Source organism: Klenkia brasiliensis (assembly GCF_900100695.1).
Lineage (GTDB): Bacteria > Actinomycetota > Actinomycetes > Mycobacteriales > Geodermatophilaceae > Klenkia > Klenkia brasiliensis.
Map to the genome: position 1 here is coordinate 302591 of NZ_FNCF01000004.1, position 15232 is coordinate 317822.

Sequence of the window (15232 nt, forward strand, 5' to 3'; positions counted from 1 at the left end):
GTCAGGCCGCCGGCGCAGTGAGCGCGGCGACGACCGCCGCGACCTGCTCGGTCGAGGTGATGGTGCGCGTGCCGTCGTCGTAGGAGACGGCGGTGATGCTGCGGTGGCCGACCGAGCGGACGGTGCGGGCCGCGCGCAGGTGGACGGCCGGCACGCCGGTGGCCCCGACCAGCTCGGCGACGTGGTCGGCGCGGACGCCGCCACCGGCCATCACCTCGATCCGGCCGGCCGCCTGCTCGACCAGGGCGCGCAGCCGCGCCGTCCCCTCGCGGGCCGTGGCCGCCCCGCCGGAGGTCAGCACCCGGGCGACCCCGGCCTCGACGAGCTCCTCCAGCGCCGCCGGCTGGTCGGCGAGGGTGTCGAAGGCGCGGTGGAAGGTGACCGGGGCGGACCCGGCGGCGCGCACGACGGCGTCCAGGGCCGGGCGGTCGACGCGGCCCCGCGGGCTGAGCGGACCCACGGTCACCCCGGCGACGGGCACGATCCGCCGGGCGGCGGCGACGTCGGCGCACACCACGTCCAGCTCGACGGGTGAGTGGACGAAGTCACCTCCCCGCGGGCGGACCAGCACGCTCACCGCCAGCGCGGGCGCGCGCTGGGCCAGTGCGGCCAGGGTGCCCGCGCTGGGCGTCACCCCGCCCTCGCCGAGGGCCGCGCAGAGCTCGACGCGGTCGGCGCCCGCGGCCGAGGCGGCCAGCGCCCCCTCGACGTCGTCCACGCAGATCTCGACGGCGGCCAGGCGGGGGAGGCGGGGGGTCGGCACGGGGTGATCCTGCCGGTGCGGTCCCGCCCGGGTCGCGCAGGGGCGAAGGGGGCACCGGCGGGTGTCGGAACGCGATCGGACGGGGTAGGGGGTGCGGACGTCGTCGCCGCGGAGGACCCGTGGACCTGTCTGCACTGACCCCCGTCCTGACCGCTGCCGGACCGTTCACCACCGTCCTGCTGGACGTCACGCACACCGACGAGAGCGCGCGGACCGAGCTCGAGCTGCGCGTCCGCGCCGCCACCGAGCAGCTGGCCGACCTGGCGCCGCCCGCCGGTGTCGTCGACGCGGTGCGGGAGCGGCTGCTGGCCGACGACGGCTCGCACACCGGCCGCGCCCTGGTGGCGGCCGGCGACGGCTCGGTCGTCGTCGACGTCCCGCTCACCGGCGCCCCGGTGAGCGACGTCGTCGACCTCGCCCCGCTGCCCGACCTGCTCCCGGTGCTGCGGCAGCTGCCCGGCCGGGTGCCGCACGTGGTGGTGGTCGTGGACCGCCTCGGCGCCGACGTCGTCGTGGCCGGCGGCACCGGCGGCGACCGGGCGGAGGAGAGCGTCGACGGCGACGCCCAGTACGTGCACAAGGTCAAGACCGGTGGCATCGGCGACCTCTCGGTGCAGCACAGCACCGAGGACGTCTGGCGCGCCAACGCGAAGGACGTGGCCGAGCGGGTGGGTCAGGTGGCCGAGCGCACCGGGGCGCGCTTCGTGCTCGTCGCCGGGGACCCGCGGGCCCGCCCGCTCGTCGTCGACCAGCTGCCCGTCGGGGTGCGCGACCTGGTCGTGACCACCGACGAGGGCGGCCGGGGCGCCGGCGCCGACCGATCGGGGGTGGAGCGCCGGGCGGCGGAGCTGGTGGCCGAGCACGAGGCCCGGCAGGCCGCCGCCGTCCGCGAGCAGCTCGACGCGGCCGGCGCGCACGGGCTGGCCGTGCAGGGGGTCGGGCCGGTGGTCGACGCGCTGCGCAAGGGGCAGGTCGAGACGCTGGTGCTCTCCGACGACCCGGGGGACGACGAGCTGGTCACCGGCGCCGACCCCACCGCGATCGGTGCGACCGCCGAGGAGCTGCGCGGCCTGGGTGTGGCCGACGGGGTGACCTCCCCGGCCGACCGCGTGCTGCTGCGGGCGGCGCTGGCCACCGACGCCGACGTCGTCGTGCTGCCCGCCGCGGCCATGCCGGCGGGCGTGGACGTCGGCGCGGTGCTGCGCTACGCCGACGCGTCGACCACCGACCGCCCATGACCCGCAGGTAGGCTCCCCGGCACGACGGACGAGTCGGCTGGGCGGTCGCGTCGGCGGGGGAGACCCCGTCGCCGAGGAACGTCCGGGCTCCACAGGGCAGGGTGGTCGCCAACAGCGACCCGGGGTGACCCGCGGGACAGTGCCACAGAGAACAGACCGCCAGTGCTCGCACTGGTAAGGGTGAAACGGTGGTGCAAGAGACCACCAGCGCGCCGGGTGACCGGTGCGGCTCGGTAAACCCCACCCGGAGCAAGGTCAGGAAGGGCCCCTGGTTCGCCGGGGACCCGCGGAGGCGTTCGAGGGCTGCCCGCCCGAGTCTCCGGGTAGACCGCTCGAGCCTGCCGGCAACGGCAGGCCTAGATGGATGACCGCCCATCGGGACCGCCGCGAGGCACCCGGGGACAGAACCCGGCGTACAGGCCGACTCGTCCGTCGTCCGTATCTGGTGCACCGTGGTGGGCATGCAGAGCTACGGCACCGGCCGGGGGACCACCCCCGTCGTCGTCCCCGGACCCGACGGCGACCTCGCCGGTGAGCAGCTGACCGGCCCGGTGCACGCCGTCCCCGAGGGCGCCGCGGACCTCGAGCTGGCGACCTCGCTGTGCAACCACGAGGTCCGCGCGGTCGCGGGCGACGCGTTCGACCCGGCGGGCGACGACGTCTGCGCGGTGTGCGCCGAGCGTGCCCGGTGAGAGACGGGCCCCGCGCGCTGGTCCTCGGCGCCTCGCGGACCCTCGGGCTCGGTCTGGTCCGCGAGCTGGCCGAGCACGGCTGGCAGGTGACCGGCACGGTGCGCGGCGAGCAGCGCACCCCGCTGCACGACCTCGCCGACGCCGACGACCGCGTCACCGTCGACCGGGTCGACATCACGCTGCCCGAGGACCTGGCCGCCCTGCGCGAGCGGCTGGGCGACCGCACGTTCGACCTGCTGCTGGTCAACGCCGGCGTCACCGGCGCCGACGAACCGGTCGGCGCCGTCGACGCCGCCGAGTTCGCCCGCGTGCTGGTCACCAACGCCTGGGCCCCGCTGCAGGCACTGGAGCTGCTGGACGACCTGGTCGCACCGGGCGGCACCCTCGCGGTGATGTCCTCCCGGCAGGGCAGCATCGGGCTCAACACCCGCGGCGGCCACGAGGTCTACCGGGCGAGCAAGTCCGCGCTCAACCAGCTGGTGCGCAGCTACGCCACGCGGGCCCGGCCCGACCGCACCCTGCTGTGCCTGCACCCGGGGTGGGTGCGGACCGGGCTCGGCGGTGCAGGCGCCCCGCTCACCGTCGAGGAGAGCGTGGCCGGGCTGGTGCGCACGATCCAGGCGCACCGCGGCGAGCCCGGCCTGCAGTTCCGCGACCACGAGGACGGCGTCGTCCCCTGGTGAGCTACGGGGTGGCCACCGGCTCGCCGCGGTAGGTGCCGAAGGACCAGTGGTTGCCCTCGGGGTCCTGCAGCCGGCACTCCCGGCCGTGGCCGGCGTCGGCCGGCTCGTCCAGGCCGGTGGCCCCGGCCGCGAGCGCCCGCGCCCAGAGCGCGTCGGGGTCCGCGCACACCACGTAGGCGCCGAACGTGCCCGGCCGCAGCGGCCAGCGGTCGCCGTCGGAGGGGCGGGCCGAGCCCAGCATGACCCCGCCGCCGGCCGGCCAGGCGAGCTGGGCGTGCAGCACGACGTCGCCGTCGGTGAACACCGCGGCCTCCCGGAACCCGAAGGCGTCGACGAGGAAGCGGATCAGCGCGGGCGCGTCGGTGGCGCGCAGCGTGGGCCAGACCTGGGGCCCGGGTGTCGTCATGGGTGGGATGGTGGGGCGCCGGCGGGGTCGCCGTCTTGTACGGATCGGCGTTCGGCGGCCAGCCACCGGCCCGGCGGCAGGCCGGCGAACCCGGTGAACTCCCGCGACAGGTGCGCCTGGTCGGCGTAGCCCGCGGCCACGGCGACCTCCGCGGGGAGCCGGCCGGCACCGACGGCGCGCCGGGCCCGGTCGAAGCGGGCCACCCGCCGCAGGTCCTGGGGCGACAGCCCCGTCGCCGCCCGCACCCGGGCGTGCAGCCGCCGGGTGCTCCACCCGACCTCGTCCGCGACGGACGCCACCGGTGCGCCGTCGCGGACGAGCAGCACCCAGGCGCGGCGCAGCTCCGGCGCCACCGGGCCGCCGGGGCGGCGGGCGGCCTGCAGCTCGGCCGCCAGCGCGGCGAGGCGTCCCGGCCAGGTCCGGGCGGCGCGCATCCGCTCCTGCGCCCGCCCGGCCCACGGCCCCAGGACGGCGTCGGCCGGCTCGTCCCGCCCGGCGAGCTCGCCGGCGGGCACGCCGAGCAGGCTGCGGGCGGCGAGCGGGTGCACCGACAGCTGCACCCCGGACTGCCGGCCCCCGTGGCGGACGAGGGCGGGCCGGGTGTGCAGCCCGGCCACCAGCCCGTCGTAGCTGCCCGGCGCCTGACCGGGGTCGGGGTGCGCCTGGACCACGAGCGGGTCGTGCAGGGTCAGCAGCACGGTCACCCACGGGGAGGGCAGCCCCGGTGCAGCTGCGCGGGGGTGCCGGCCTGGACCCAGCCGCTCACCGCGGCCACCGCACCCCGCAGCGGCCCGGCCGGCCGGGCCACCACGTGCACGTCGACGACCTCGGTCACCGGGCCATGGTGGCCGGGTCCCGCGGCGGTGGCCAGGGGTCAGCGGCGGGGCAGGCCCGCGCAGCAGTCGGTGACGATGGCGGCGAAGGTGCGGGTGTCGACCTCGTCGTCGACGGTCACGCGGACGATGTCGGCCACCTGCTGGGCCGAGGTGGCGTGCGCGGCGGAGACGCGCGCGGCGGCGACGAGGTGCAGCTGGCGGACACGGGCGGCCTGGTTGCCGTCGACCGGGGAAGGGAGAGGCATGCCCCGACCGTAGGCACGGTCACGGGTGCGCGACAGCATGCCGCGCCACCGATCCGCCGTCACATGTGACGAAACCGGCACCGGGCGCTCGGCACACCACCACGGCGGGGACGCGACATCCCTGGTGGGCGGCCGGGCCCGTGGGACCCTCCCGCCGTGGACGTGCACGTGTGGCTGGGCCTGGGTGGGGCCCTGGTCGGGCTGCCGCTGGGCCACGCCCTCAACCGTGCCGCCCAGCAGGTCGTCGCCCGCCGACCCGACGCCGCCGACCTGCTCCCCGGTGACCTGCTGACCCGGCCGACCGCCGTCCGGCCCCCGTGGGTCGAGCTCGGCACGGCCGCCCTGCTCGCCGCCGTCGCCGTCGCGGTCGGCCCCTCGCCGCTGCTGCCGGCCTGGCTGTGGCTGGCCGGGTGGGCGGTGCTGCTGACCGTGGTCGACCTGCAGCACAAGCTGCTGCCCAACCGGGCGCTGCTCCCCGCGACGGGCGGCGCGGTGGTGCTGCTCGCCGGGACGGCGGTGGTCACGGGCGACGGGGCGGCGCTGCTGCGCGCGCTGGTCTCGGCCGTCGCGCTGGGCGCCGTCCTCTACGTCCTGGCGTTCCTCACGCCGAACGGCCTGGGGCTGGGCGACGTCAAGCTCGGCCCCCTGCTGGGCCTGTACCTGGGCTGGGTCGGCGTGGCCGCCCTCGCCCTCGGGGTGTTCCTCGGCTTCGTCGTCCAGGCGCTCGTCGCCCTGGTGCTGCTGGCCGCCCGCCGGGCCACGAAGGACACCCAGCTGCCCTTCGGTCCGGCGCTGCTGGCCGGGGCGCTGGTCGCCGGCCTGCTCCTCCTCGGCTGAGCCGGCGGTTCCTGTACGGAACCGGCACGAAACCGCAGGTCAGGCCGCTCTCACCCCTCGGGGGGAGGGCCCGGGAACTGCGCTCCACCCCGGTTGTCCGCAACCCGATGTGCTCCCTGCAGCCGCACCCAGGACCACCGTGGTCCACCGGGGTGACGGCCACCCGGAGGAGCACGACATGACCCACCTGTTCCAGACCCTCTTCGCCCTGACCGTCACCGCCGGCGACCGGCTGGAGGCCCACGCCCGGGACCTGAAGTCCCGCGAGACCGGCGCCAGCGCCGTGGAGTACGCGCTGCTGGTCGGCGCCATCGCCGCCGCCGTCGTCACCGCCGTCGCGCTGTTCGGGCCCAAGCTCAACGCCCTCTTCAGCGGCATCAACGTCAACGGCAAGTGACCTGTTGACGGGGGCCCGGCCGGGCCGGGCGCGTCCACCGCGCCGGCCCGGTCGGTCCCGCCGCCGCACGACCCACCGACACCCACCAGCACCGCACCCACCAGCACCGCACCGGCAGAGGAGCCCAGGATGGCCCGCACCACCCGCACCCGAGGACAGCGCAGCGAGCGCGGCGCCTCCGCGGTGGAGTTCGCCCTCGTGGTGCCGCTGCTGCTGGTGTTCCTGTTCGGCATCATCTCGGTGAGCCGGGCCTTCCAGGTCCAGTCCACCCTCTCGGGCGCCGCCCGCGAGGCCGCCCGCGAGTTCGCGATCGGCAACGACGCGGCCTCGGCCCGCCAGCGGGCCACCGACACGGCCTCGGCCGCCTCGGTCACCCTCTCGGCCACCGACATCTCCATCGCCCCGAACTCCTGCCGGGGCGCCGCCAGCGGCACCGACGTCGTCGTCACCATCACCTACACGTTCGTGCCCTGGGGCTCGTTCGGGAACGGCGTGGCCTTCCCGATCACCGGCAAGGCGGTGTTCCGGTGCGGCGCCTGAACGGCCGGCGGATCGCCCGCCGGCTCTGGGTCGGCGGACCGGACGGCGAGCGCGGTGCCGTGGCCGTCGCCATGGCGCTGCTCGTGCCGCTGCTGCTGGCCGCCGCCGCCCTGGCCGTGGACAGCGCGGCCCAGTGGATGGCCCGCAACCAGGTCATCACCGGCGCGGACTCCGCGGCCCTGGCCCAGGCGATGGACTGCGCGGTGGACAACTGCGGCTCCAGCGACAACGTCAAGGCCAAGATCTCCTACTACTTCATCACCAACAACAAGGGCTCCAAGCTGGCCTCGCTGCAGCCGGGCACCGGCTGGATCCAGTGGGACGGCAACCAGCGCGCCACCCGCTCGCAGGGCACCTGGGAGATCCACAACCTGTTCGGCTCGGCCGTCGGCGTCACGTCCACGCCGCTGACCGTCGAGTCGATGGCCCGCTGGACCGGCGCCCCGACCGCGCTGGCGGACCTGCCCCTGGCCGTGTCGCTGTGCGCCTACGACAGCACGCTGCACGGGCTCGGGTCGACCAGCTCGACCACGACGCTGACCCTGCACACCGACACCGCGGGCCCGTCCTGCACGGTGCCCGGCGGCGGGACGGCCAGCGGCACCACGGTGCTGACGTCGGGCAGCTCCGGCTGCCGGCAGCGCTCCACGGTCGCCGATCAGCTCGGCGTGGCCACCACCCAGCCGGCGGACTGCACGTCGTCCTACCTGGACGGCCTGGTCGGCAGCGACATCTGGGTGCCGGTCTACGACCAGTCGACCGCCACCAGCGCCCACGTCTACGCCTACGCGGCGATGCACGTGACCTCGGTGTCCACCGCCTCGCCGGCCTCGGTCACCGGCTACTGGACCTACGGCGCCCGGCAGATCAACACGCCCGACACCGTCCCGACCGCCCCGGACCTCGGCGCCCGCGCCGTCTTCCTGTGGGACCCCGACACCTGGCAGGGCGTGCGGTGCCCGTGCTGACCGCCCCGCCCCGACCCCCCGCGAACCCCCACCACCGGAAGAGAAGGAACCCATGAACCGCCGCACCGTGGCCGCCCTGGCGGCCGTCGTCCTGGCCGCCGTCGGCGCCTGGGTGATCCTCACCTACGTCAAGGGGGCCGACGCCCGCGCGCAGGCCGCCGAGTCCCTGACCTCGGTGTACGTGGTGGGTCAGGACGTCCCGTCCGGCACCCCGGCCGCCGACCTCGCCGCCGCGGTGGGTGTCGCGCAGGTCCCGACCCGGCTCGTCGCCGAGGGGGCGGTCACCGACCTCGCCACCCTCGACGGCCTGGTCACCACGACCGAGCTGCTGCCCGGTGACCAGCTGCAGGCCGCCCGGTTCGCCACCCCGGACGCCCGCCGGACCGACGGCTCCCTGCCGGCCCCGGACGGCACCGAGGAGGTCAGCTTGGCGCTGGAGGGCCAGCGGGCCGTCGGTGGCGTGCTGACCCCCGGCGACCTGGTCGCCGTGTTCGGCAGCCACTCGACCATCAACGACGGCCCCGACGTGTCGTTCGAGCTCGACGGCGTCCTGGTCACCCGGGTCGTGGCCCCCACCGACGCCAGTGGCGTCTGGGTCGTGACCCTCGCCGTCGACCCGGCCCAGGCCGGCAACGTGGCCGCGGCCCAGTCCGCCGGCACCACCTACCTGGCCCTGCAGAAGCCGGGGACCCCGGCGGCCGCCTCGACCGGTCTGGGCTCCCTGGGCGGCGGCAGCGACGCCACCGACAGCACCACCCCCACCACTGGCTCGGCTTCGACCGGAGGCAACTCGTGAGCACCGTCCTGACCATCGGCGTCGGCGCCGACCTCGTCCAGCGCTTCGCCACCGCCTGCGACGGCGACGTCACGGCCCTCGGCGTCGAGGCCCTGGACGCCGACGGCGGCCTGTTCGCCCGCGTGGTGGAGGCCGGCTCGCCCGGCGTCACCGTCCTCGGGCCCGACGTGCCCGAGGAGCGGGCCCTGGCCCTGGCCACCCGCGCCGACGTCCTCGCGACCCCGACCTGCATCGTGATGGCGACCAACTCCACCGACCCCGACCTGTGGATGCGGGCCATGCACGCCGGTGTGCGCGACCTGCTCACCGCCGACGCCCACCAGGACCACGTCGACGGCGTCGTCTCCCGCGGGGCGGAGTGGGCCGCGGCCCGCCGCGACGCGCTGCGCGAGTCCTCCGGGGACCGCGGCCACCGCGTCGTGGTCGTCGGCTCGGCCAAGGGCGGGGTCGGCAAGACCACCGTCTCCACCAACCTGGCGGTCGGCCTGGCCCGCTCGGGCGTGGGCTCGACCGTGCTGGTCGACCTCGACGTGCAGTTCGGCGACGTCGCCAGCGCGCTGGGCCTGGCCCCGGAGTACACCCTCCCCGACACCGTGCACGGCGCGGCCTCCACCGACCCGCTGGTGCTCAAGAGCTTCCTGACCCGGCACGAGAGCGGGCTCTACGTCGTCGCCGGCAGCGAGTCGCCGGCCGCCGGCGACGCCGTCACCGCCGAGCAGGTGGCCCGGCTGGTGGACACCCTGGCGCAGGAGTTCCGCTTCGTCGTCGTGGACACCGCGCCCGGTCTGTCCGACCACACGCTCACCGTGCTGGAGCGAGCCACCGACCTGGTGCTGATGAGCAGCATGGACGTCCCCGGTGTGCGCGGGATGCGCAAGGAGCTCGACGTGCTCAACGAGCTGCACCTGGTGCCGCGCAACCGGCATCTGCTGCTCAACGGCTCCGACACCGCCGGTGGTCTGGCCCTGGCCGACATCGAGGCCACCCTGGGTGCGCCGCTGGACGTCGTGCTGCCCCGCAGCGCAGGCGTCCCGCTGTCGACCAACACGGGGGTGCCGCTGCTGTCCGGCGACGCCCGCGACCAGGTCGCCCGCGGCCTGCAGGGCCTGGTCGCCCGCTTCCTGCCCGAGCCCGAGACGACCCGTCGCGGTGTGTTCGGCCGGCTGCGGGCAGGTGCCCGGTGAGGCTCGTCGACCGCGTCGCGAACGCCCGCGGCGACGAGGCCTTCGGGCCCGACCCGGTGCGGGCCGCGCGCAGCGCCCCCGAGCCGGTCGAGCCGGTCACGCTGGCCGCCCGCGCCTCCCAGGTCGTGCCCGTCGACGACGGCGTGACCCGGCTGGTCCAGCCCGAGGCCGTGGTGCACGTCGGCGACGGCCTGTCGCTGCTGCGCGCCCGCGCCACCCAGGCGTTGTTCGACCGGCTGGGCGCCAAGCTCTCCAGCGGGGACATCCCCGAGGAGCAGCTGCACCGGCTGGTCAACTCCGAGCTGCAGCGCGTGGTCGCCAACGACCCCACGCCGCTGTCGGACGCCGACCGGCGCCGGCTGATCACCGAGGTCACCGACGAGGTCCTCGGCTACGGCCCGCTGCAGCCGCACCTGGACAACCCCGACGTCACCGAGATCATGGTCAACGGCCCGGACTCGGTGTACGTCGAGCGCAGCGGCCGGCTGGTCCGCACCGCCTCGACCTTCACCTCCGAGGAGCACCTGCGCCGGGTCATCGAGCGCATCGTGTCCCGGGTCGGCCGGCGCATCGACGACTCCTCGCCGATGGTCGACGCCCGGCTGGCCGACGGCTCGCGGGTCAACGCGATCATCCCGCCGCTGGCCTTCGGCGGGTCCTCGCTGACCATCCGCAAGTTCGCCCGCACCCCGCTGGGCATCGGCGACCTGATCTCCTACGGCACCCTCAGCCCGGAGATGGCCGAGCTGCTGCGCGCCTGCGTGGAGGCCCGGCTCAACATCATCGTCTCCGGCGGCACCGGCACCGGGAAGACGACGCTGCTCAACGTGCTGTCCTCCTTCATCCCGGAGAACGAGCGGATCATCACCATCGAGGACGCCGTGGAGCTGCAGCTGCAGCAGGAGCACGTCGTCCGGCTGGAGTCCCGGCCCCGCAACATCGAGGGCCGCGGCGAGATCTCCATCCGCGAGCTGGTCCGCAACTCGCTGCGCATGCGGCCCGACCGCATCGTCGTCGGCGAGGTCCGCGGCGGGGAGAGCCTGGACATGCTGCAGGCGATGAACACCGGCCACGACGGGTCGCTGTCCACCGTGCACGCCAACACCCCGCGCGACGCGATCTCCCGCCTGGAGACCCTCGTGCTGATGGCCGGCATGGACCTGCCGCTGCGTGCCGTGCGGGAGCAGGTCACCTCCGCGGTCGACCTGGTCGTGCAGATCTCCCGGCTGCGCGACGGCACCCGCCGCATCACCCACGTCACCGAGGTGCAGGGCATGGAGGGCGAGACCGTCACCCTCCAGGACGCCTTCCTCTTCGACCACTCCGCCGGCGCCGACCTCAACGGCCGGCTGCTGGGCAAGGCCGTCCCGACCGGGGTGCGCCCCCGCTTCGTCGACCGCTTCGCCGACCTCGGGGTCACCGTGTCCTCCCGGGTCTTCGCCGCGCCGCCGGCCTCGGCCGGCCGCCGTCCGCTGTCCGCTGGACGGGTCTGATGCCCGCGCTGGTGTGGGCGGCCGTGGCCGCGCTCGTCCTCGGCGTCGCCGGGTGCGTGGCGCTGCTGGTCGCGCGGCCGGTCAAGGTCGACGCGGCCCGGCTGCGGCCGGAGCTGGCCGGCGGTCCCGCCCGCCGCGCGAGCACCGCCGACGAGACGGTGGCGGTGGCCCAGCGGCTGCTGCACCGCTTCGACGCCCGCGGGCGGCTGGCGACCTCGCTGGACCTGGCCGGCGTCGGCACCGCGGCCCCCGACGTGGTCGTGGTCGTCGGCATCGGCACGCTCACCGCGCTGCTGCTCGGCGCCGTCCTGGGTGGTCCGCTGCTCGCCCTGCTGCTGGCCGCCGCCGTCCCCGCGGGGACGTGGGCCTGGCTGGCCCGCCGGGTCGCCGGTCGCAGGCGCGCGTTCGCCGAGCAGCTCGACGACGCCCTGCAGCTGATGGCCAGCAGCCTGCGCGCCGGCCACAGCCTGCTGCGCGCGGTGGACGCCGTCTCCCGCGACACCGTGGCCCCGATGGCCGACGAGTTCGCCCGGGTGGTCAACGAGGCCCGGGTCGGCCGCGACCTGACCGCCGCCCTGGGCGAGGTCGCCGACCGCACCGGCAGCGAGGACTTCCGCTGGGTCGTGCAGGCCATCGGCGTGCACCGCGAGGTCGGCGGCAACCTGGCCGAGGTGCTCGACCGGGTCGGCGAGACCCTGCGCGACCGCGCCCAGCTGTTCCGGCAGGCCCGCGCCCTGTCCGCCGAGGGCCGCACCTCCGGCGTCGTCCTGCTCGCCATGCCCTTCGGCGTCGCCCTCGTCATGAGCCTGACGTCGCCGGGCTACCTCGCCCCCCTCGTCGACAGCGGCACCGGCTGGGTCCTGCTGCTCATCGCGGCCGGTCTCATGACCGGCGGCGCGCTCTGGCTCCGCTCCATCGTGAAGGTCAGGTTCTGATGTCCCCGATGCTGCTCGCCGCCTCGGCCGCCCTCGCGCTGCCGCTGGGCCTGGCGGTCTACGCGCTCACCGCCACCTCGCGGCGGCCGCTGGCCGTCGCGGCCCGCAACCTCAGCCGCGGCCTGGGCTCCAGCACCCCGCAGTTCGGGTCGCTGGAGTCCCGCGGCAACGGCCGCACCGCCTTCCTGCGCACCGTCACCCCCGAGCGGGAGGCCCGGCGGGTCCGCCGGCTGCTGCAGGGCGCCGGCCACCCGGCCGGCTGGACCATGACCCGGGTGCTGACCGCCAAGCCGCTGCTGGCCATCGGTGTCGGCCTGGTCGCGCTGCTGGTGGTCGAGACGCGCCCCGGGTTCCTCACCGCCCTGGTCGCCGCCGCCGTCACGGCCGGGTCCTACTGGGTGCCCGACGCGATCCTGAAGGGCCGCGGCGACGAGCGGCAGGCCCAGCTGACCCGCGAGCTGCCCGACGTGCTCGACCAGATGACCATCGCCGTCGAGGCCGGCCTCGGCTTCGAGGCCGCGATGACCTGGGTCGCCACCAACGGGAACGGGGTCCTCGCCGAGGAGTTCCGCCGCACGCTGGCTGACGTCAACGTCGGCCGCCCGCGCCGGGAGGCCTACGACGCCCTGGTGGTCCGGGCGAAGTCCGACGACCTGCGCCGGTTCGTGGCCGCCATCAACCAGGCCGACAGCTACGGCATCGCGATGGCCGACGTGCTGCGCGTGCAGGCCTCGGAGATGCGGATCAAGCGCCGGCAGCGGGCCGAGGAGAAGGCGATGAAGGTGCCCGTGAAGGTCTCCTTCCCGCTGATGCTGTGCATCCTGCCCGCGCTGCTCATCGTCGTCCTGGGTCCGGCGTTCATGAACCTCGGCGACGTGCTGGGCTGAGCTGCCCGGCCTAGGGTCGGCGGCATGACCACCAGCCAGCCGCCCACCCCCGAGGCCCGCGCGAACGTCACCGAGCACAACGTGGACACCCGGGCGGAGCTGTTGCCGGAGGAGGAGAGCGCCGGCGGCAGCGAGGACGCCCGGGGGCAGGCCGAGGCGATCCTGGCCGAGTCCGAGGAGCGCACCCTGCACCCCGACGCCGACGAGGGCGGGCACCGGACGTCGGCCGAGACCGTCTGAGGCGGTGCGCCACCGGCACGCGGTCCAGCTGCGCTGGTCCGACCCCGACGTCTACGGCCACGTCAACCACGCCCGCGCGCTGAGCCTGCTCGAGGACGCCCGGCTGGCGATGGGCGCCGGCCACGAGGGGGGCGTCGCCCCGCCGATCATCCTGGCCCGGCTCGAGGTCGACTACCGGCGGCAGCTGCTCTACCGGGCGGGGGAGTCCGTCGACGTGGACAGCTGGGTGACCCGGCTGGGCGGCAGCTCGGTCACCGTCCGGCAGGACCTGCACCAGGACGGCGAGGTGGCGATCAGCGTCGTCGCCGTCCTGGTCCACGTCGCCGACGACGCCTCCCGGCCGATGACCGCGGCCGAGCGTGCGCACTGGACGACGTTCTCCGAGGACGCAGCCGGGTAGGAGCGCCGGCATGCCGAAGACGGACAAGAGCGGGAAGGTCATCGAGGACGAGCTGCCCAGCACGCTGCAGCGCTCCGACGACAAGGCCCAGGACACCTACGCGCAGGCCCACGACAGCGCCCTGGACACCTACGACGGCGACGAGCAGGCCGCGAACCGGGTGGCGTGGAGCGCGGTCAAGCACACCCACGAGAAGGTCGGCGACCACTGGGAGCCCAAGGACCACAAGGGCCCGTCCGACGAGCAGTCGGCCCACGGCAACCGGGACACCGACCTGGGCACCGCCGGCGGCGTGGACGAGAACGCCACCAAGGAGCACCTCTACGAGCGCGCCCAGGAGCTCGACGTCGAGGGCCGGTCGACGATGACCAAGGACGAGCTGGTCGAGGCCCTGGAGAAGGCCAACGACAAGGCCACCCGGGAGGCTAGAGGGTGATGAGCCGGGTCTGCCGGTCGTCGAGGTAGTCGACGCCGGCACCGGTCAGGGCGATGCCCTGCTCCAGCGCCATCCGCACCACCTGGCCGCCCCACTCGGGGACCGGCACCCGCACGCACAGCTCCAGCGCCCAGGTGGTGTCGGTGCGGACGACGGCCCGCCCGGTGCCGGGCACCCCGCCCTGGGCGTCCCACATGCCGATCGCGGGGCCCGCCCCGTGGCCGTGGTGGCCGACCGGGTGGGAGTACACGTCGCCGTCGATGCCCTCGGCCGCGGCGCCGGCCCGTGCCGCGGCGAGCACCTCGTCGCCGGTGCGGCCGGGCACCAGCGCACCGGTGACCAGGTCCTGCATGCGGTTGCCCACCGCGTGCGCCGCGACCAGCCCGGCCGGGGGCGCGGTCTCGCCCGGGCGCAGCACGTAGGCGTTGCGCTGGGTGTCGGTGGTCAGCCCGAGCGTGCGCAGGCCGACGTCGCAGTGCACCAGGTCGCCCGGCTCGACCACCAGGTCCTCGTGCACCCCCGGCAGCCCGGCGCGCTGCACGTCGACGGTCGGCTGGAACCACGGGTCGACGCCCAGGTCGTGGAAGCGCTGCCGGATCCACCACGCGACGTCCAGCGCCGTCGTCGTCCCCGGCGTGATGACCGCCCGGGAGAAGGCCTCGTCGATCGTGGTGTGCACCAGCGCGTTCATCGCGTGCTGCGCGGCGACCTCCTCGGGCAGCCGGGTCTCCAGCCAGCGCACGGCCAGCTCCTCGGCCGGCACCACGCGGTCCGCCCACGGCCCGAGCGCGGCCAGCAGCTGCTCGTGGTCGGTGTGGCTGAGGCCGTCGGCGTGGGCGAAGACCGCCGACACGTCGATGCCGATGCGCCGCGGGGCCGCGTCGTCCACCGCGCGCCGGACCGCGGCCCACTGCGCGGCCTCTTGGGTGGCCGACGGGTCGTCGTCCCCGGGCCGCCACACCGAGCGGAAGACCCCGACGGGGTAGCGCGCCACGGCGAGGGCGTCGACGCCCGCGGCCGTGCGGTGCAGCAGCAGCACCGTCCGCCGGCGGGCCGACAGCCAGGTGGCCGGCAGCATCGTGGAGAGGACCGGGTCCTCGTGGTGCTCGCGGCCGACCAGCACCCACAGGTCGATCCCGGCGTCGTCCATCCAGCCCGGCAGCAGCGCGGCGAGCCGGTGGGCCAGCCACCCGTCGCGGACCTCGGCCTGCTCGCGGAGGGGCAGGGGCACCTGCTGCAGGGTCGCCGTCATGGTC

The 15232-nt window shown here is 75.8% G+C and carries 21 protein-coding genes and 1 other RNA gene; 16 read left to right on the plus strand and 6 right to left on the minus strand.

The annotated features are described in order from the left end of the window. Position 1 precedes the first annotated feature (1 nt). Positions 2-763 (minus strand): copper homeostasis protein CutC, encoded by a 762-nt coding sequence (locus BLT39_RS13320; protein WP_207507950.1) that lies wholly within the window; start codon positions 761-763, stop codon positions 2-4. Between the two features lie 119 nt (positions 764-882). On the opposite strand from BLT39_RS13320, the gene BLT39_RS13325 reads away from it, so the two are divergent. The 4 genes from BLT39_RS13325 (at position 883) to BLT39_RS13340 (ending at position 3376) form a co-directional block, all read left to right on the plus strand. Continuing rightward, positions 883-2001 carry a baeRF2 domain-containing protein gene (locus BLT39_RS13325; protein ID WP_091063938.1) on the plus strand — a complete coding sequence of 373 codons (1119 nt, stop codon included), beginning with the start codon at positions 883-885 and terminating at the stop codon, positions 1999-2001. Positions 2002-2030: 29 nt separating this feature from the next. Further along, positions 2031-2433: RNase P RNA component class A (rnpB, locus tag BLT39_RS13330), an RNA gene on the plus strand. A gap of 29 nt (positions 2434-2462) precedes the next feature. Further along, a complete protein-coding gene (locus tag BLT39_RS13335) occupies positions 2463-2693 on the plus strand; it encodes a hypothetical protein (protein WP_131801492.1) in 231 nt (76 codons plus the stop codon). Further along, positions 2690-3376, plus strand: a complete 687-nt coding sequence (locus BLT39_RS13340; RefSeq protein ID WP_091063944.1) for an SDR family oxidoreductase — start codon at positions 2690-2692, stop codon at positions 3374-3376. The genes BLT39_RS13335 and BLT39_RS13340 overlap by 4 nt, the downstream gene beginning before the upstream one ends. Before the next feature lies 1 nt (position 3377). Here the strand turns inward: BLT39_RS13340 and BLT39_RS13345 are convergent, their stop codons facing one another. The 4 genes from BLT39_RS13345 to BLT39_RS13355 are packed head-to-tail and all read right to left on the minus strand — an operon-like array spanning position 3378 to position 4863. Continuing rightward, positions 3378-3782: a VOC family protein gene (locus BLT39_RS13345; RefSeq protein ID WP_091063948.1), complete on the minus strand. Its 405-nt coding sequence runs from the start codon at positions 3780-3782 to the stop codon at positions 3378-3380. Continuing rightward, positions 3779-4486 (minus strand): helix-turn-helix domain-containing protein, encoded by a 708-nt coding sequence (locus BLT39_RS13350; RefSeq protein WP_207507952.1) that lies wholly within the window; start codon positions 4484-4486, stop codon positions 3779-3781. Before BLT39_RS13350 ends, BLT39_RS13345 begins: the two co-directional genes overlap by 4 nt. Next, positions 4483-4617, minus strand: coding sequence for a hypothetical protein (locus BLT39_RS23335; protein ID WP_278246984.1), 135 nt, complete (start codon positions 4615-4617; stop codon positions 4483-4485). The genes BLT39_RS13350 and BLT39_RS23335 overlap by 4 nt, the downstream gene beginning before the upstream one ends. A gap of 39 nt (positions 4618-4656) precedes the next feature. Continuing rightward, positions 4657-4863 (minus strand): hypothetical protein, encoded by a 207-nt coding sequence (locus BLT39_RS13355; protein WP_091065075.1) that lies wholly within the window; start codon positions 4861-4863, stop codon positions 4657-4659. 156 nt (positions 4864-5019) lie between these two features. Here BLT39_RS13355 and BLT39_RS13360 point away from each other — a divergent pair, with 156 nt between their 5' ends. From BLT39_RS13360 to BLT39_RS13415, 12 genes are all read left to right on the plus strand, one after another. Then, positions 5020-5700: a prepilin peptidase gene (locus tag BLT39_RS13360; protein WP_242658382.1), complete on the plus strand. Its 681-nt coding sequence runs from the start codon at positions 5020-5022 to the stop codon at positions 5698-5700. Between the two features lie 178 nt (positions 5701-5878). Continuing rightward, positions 5879-6097, plus strand: coding sequence for a Flp family type IVb pilin (locus BLT39_RS13365; RefSeq protein WP_091065082.1), 219 nt, complete (start codon positions 5879-5881; stop codon positions 6095-6097). Positions 6098-6226: 129 nt separating this feature from the next. Further along, on the plus strand, positions 6227-6637 hold the full coding sequence (locus BLT39_RS13370) for a TadE/TadG family type IV pilus assembly protein (RefSeq protein WP_091063952.1): 411 nt from the start codon (positions 6227-6229) through the stop codon (positions 6635-6637). Beyond that, complete coding sequence (locus BLT39_RS13375) at positions 6625-7605, plus strand: hypothetical protein (protein ID WP_091063956.1); 981 nt, start codon at positions 6625-6627, stop codon at positions 7603-7605. The genes BLT39_RS13370 and BLT39_RS13375 overlap by 13 nt, the downstream gene beginning before the upstream one ends. Before the next feature lie 52 nt (positions 7606-7657). Continuing rightward, positions 7658-8401, plus strand: coding sequence for a Flp pilus assembly protein CpaB (gene cpaB / locus BLT39_RS13380; RefSeq protein WP_091063961.1), 744 nt, complete (start codon positions 7658-7660; stop codon positions 8399-8401). Beyond that, positions 8398-9585 (plus strand): CpaE/TadZ family protein, encoded by a 1188-nt coding sequence (locus BLT39_RS23340; protein ID WP_091063965.1) that lies wholly within the window; start codon positions 8398-8400, stop codon positions 9583-9585. Before cpaB ends, BLT39_RS23340 begins: the two co-directional genes overlap by 4 nt. Continuing rightward, positions 9582-11078 carry a TadA family conjugal transfer-associated ATPase gene (locus BLT39_RS13390; RefSeq protein ID WP_091063968.1) on the plus strand — a complete coding sequence of 499 codons (1497 nt, stop codon included), beginning with the start codon at positions 9582-9584 and terminating at the stop codon, positions 11076-11078. Before BLT39_RS23340 ends, BLT39_RS13390 begins: the two co-directional genes overlap by 4 nt. Next, entirely contained in the window at positions 11078-12013 is a 936-nt protein-coding gene (locus BLT39_RS13395; RefSeq protein WP_091063971.1) for a type II secretion system F family protein, read from the plus strand. Before BLT39_RS13390 ends, BLT39_RS13395 begins: the two co-directional genes overlap by 1 nt. Further along, positions 12013-12900, plus strand: coding sequence for a type II secretion system F family protein (locus tag BLT39_RS13400; RefSeq protein ID WP_242658383.1), 888 nt, complete (start codon positions 12013-12015; stop codon positions 12898-12900). Before BLT39_RS13395 ends, BLT39_RS13400 begins: the two co-directional genes overlap by 1 nt. 24 nt (positions 12901-12924) lie before the next feature. After that, entirely contained in the window at positions 12925-13140 is a 216-nt protein-coding gene (locus BLT39_RS13405; RefSeq protein ID WP_091063974.1) for a hypothetical protein, read from the plus strand. 4 nt (positions 13141-13144) lie between these two features. Further along, on the plus strand, positions 13145-13540 hold the full coding sequence (locus tag BLT39_RS13410) for an acyl-CoA thioesterase (RefSeq protein WP_091063978.1): 396 nt from the start codon (positions 13145-13147) through the stop codon (positions 13538-13540). Positions 13541-13550: 10 nt separating this feature from the next. Further along, positions 13551-13976: a ChaB family protein gene (locus tag BLT39_RS13415; RefSeq protein WP_091063981.1), complete on the plus strand. Its 426-nt coding sequence runs from the start codon at positions 13551-13553 to the stop codon at positions 13974-13976. Here the strand turns inward: BLT39_RS13415 and BLT39_RS13420 are convergent. Continuing rightward, the gene (locus BLT39_RS13420) at positions 13966-15228 is read right to left on the minus strand and encodes a M24 family metallopeptidase (protein WP_091063986.1); all 1263 of its coding nucleotides are present in this window, start codon (positions 15226-15228) and stop codon (positions 13966-13968) included. The genes BLT39_RS13415 and BLT39_RS13420 overlap by 11 nt on opposite strands. Between the last annotated feature and the right edge of the window lie 4 nt (positions 15229-15232).

Bases quoted from the DNA above. Each gene is read 5' to 3' on its own strand.
- BLT39_RS13405 (WP_091063974.1), top strand. From the start codon at position 12,925: ATGACCACCAGCCAGCCGCCCACCCCCGAGGCCCGCGCGAACGTCACC.
- BLT39_RS13370 (WP_091063952.1), top strand. From the start codon at position 6,227: ATGGCCCGCACCACCCGCACCCGAGGACAGCGCAGCGAGCGCGGCGCC.
- cpaB (WP_091063961.1), top strand. From the start codon at position 7,658: ATGAACCGCCGCACCGTGGCCGCCCTGGCGGCCGTCGTCCTGGCCGCC.
- BLT39_RS13415 (WP_091063981.1), top strand. From the start codon at position 13,551: ATGCCGAAGACGGACAAGAGCGGGAAGGTCATCGAGGACGAGCTGCCC.
- BLT39_RS13420 (WP_091063986.1), bottom strand. From the start codon at position 15,228: ATGACGGCGACCCTGCAGCAGGTGCCCCTGCCCCTCCGCGAGCAGGCC.
- BLT39_RS13365 (WP_091065082.1), top strand. From the start codon at position 5,879: ATGACCCACCTGTTCCAGACCCTCTTCGCCCTGACCGTCACCGCCGGC.
- BLT39_RS13395 (WP_091063971.1), top strand. From the start codon at position 11,078: ATGCCCGCGCTGGTGTGGGCGGCCGTGGCCGCGCTCGTCCTCGGCGTC.
- BLT39_RS13400 (WP_242658383.1), top strand. From the start codon at position 12,013: ATGTCCCCGATGCTGCTCGCCGCCTCGGCCGCCCTCGCGCTGCCGCTG.
- BLT39_RS13335 (WP_131801492.1), top strand. From the start codon at position 2,463: ATGCAGAGCTACGGCACCGGCCGGGGGACCACCCCCGTCGTCGTCCCC.
- BLT39_RS13355 (WP_091065075.1), bottom strand. From the start codon at position 4,863: ATGCCTCTCCCTTCCCCGGTCGACGGCAACCAGGCCGCCCGTGTCCGC.
- BLT39_RS13345 (WP_091063948.1), bottom strand. From the start codon at position 3,782: ATGACGACACCCGGGCCCCAGGTCTGGCCCACGCTGCGCGCCACCGAC.